Source organism: Salinimicrobium oceani, from assembly GCF_012037645.1.
The window spans coordinates 1-1,113 of sequence record NZ_JAAVJR010000033.1; the positions used below are offsets into that span (position 1 = coordinate 1).

Sequence of the window (1,113 nt, forward strand, 5' to 3'; positions counted from 1 at the left end):
CTGAATTTCATCAATATCGGAGTTTTAGGCTTCTGGCTGGGACTTATTATTGTTTTTGGTCCTCAAATGGAGATGGAAACCTCCCGCATGAGCCTTTTCTTCGGAACTGTTTTAGGAACTTATTTTGTAATTGACATTTTCAAGATCCTGGCAGCCAAAAAACTTAACCGGAAGCTTACTCCAAACCGCATCTATAACGTAAAAAAGGTGATAAGCATCATTCTGGTGATCTTCGGGTTATTTCTTATTGGTCAGGGTCTTGTACCTCAGGAAATGAACCAGATCCAGGACCAGATCGATAACATTACCCCTGAAGCCGGTGCCGGAGCTTATATTCAGTATTTTGAATAAATTCCAGACTTTAAGCACCAAATTCCAAAATTGTTTTACGAAAATTAAAATTAAAGCAGGCCAAAAATACCCTTTTTGAGAGGTTATTTAATATTCGGAACAATAGAGAGATTTGGAAGAATATTAAATCCTTAATAAAAAAGAGTTCCATAAAAAAGGGGTTTACCAGGTTCTTTATGGTAATTATTGAAATTATCTTTTTGACACCTTAGAAATCCTATATTTTGAATTTTAAATCCTGAATAAAAAAAGCTCCCTAACAAAGGAGCTTTTTTGGAGGCATCGAGCGTCCCGAAGCATCGGGAGAACCTCTGTATCATTTATTCGAATCGACAAGATGTAGTTTAGACTCCATTTTTTTATCCCTTTTGGAATTTGGGATTTGAATTATTGGAAATTAAAAAAGCTCCTTCAAAAAAGGAGCTTTTTTTCAGAGGCATCGAGCGTCCCGAAGCATCGGGAGAACCGCTGTTCCGGTTTTTTTGGTTAAGAGAAATTATTCAAATTATCTTTCTGACACCTTAGATATCTTGAATTCTGAATTTTAAATCCTGAATAAAAAAAGCTCCCTAACAAAGGAGCTTTTTTAGAGGCATCGAGCGTCCCGAAGCATCGGGAGAACCGCTGTTCCGGTTTTTTTGGTTACGATAAATTATTCAAATAAACTTGTTGACACCTCAAAAATCTTGAATTCTGAATTTTAAATCCTGAATAAAAAAAGCTCCCTAACAAAGGAGCTTTTTTAGAGGCATCGAGCGTCCC

1 pseudogene is annotated in these 1,113 nt (G+C 36.5%); it reads left to right on the plus strand.

The features are described from left to right. Positions 1–351 (plus strand): annotated as a pseudogene (locus HC175_RS15160) (LysE family translocator); the annotation flags it as partial. Positions 352–1,113: the final 762 nt, after the last annotated feature.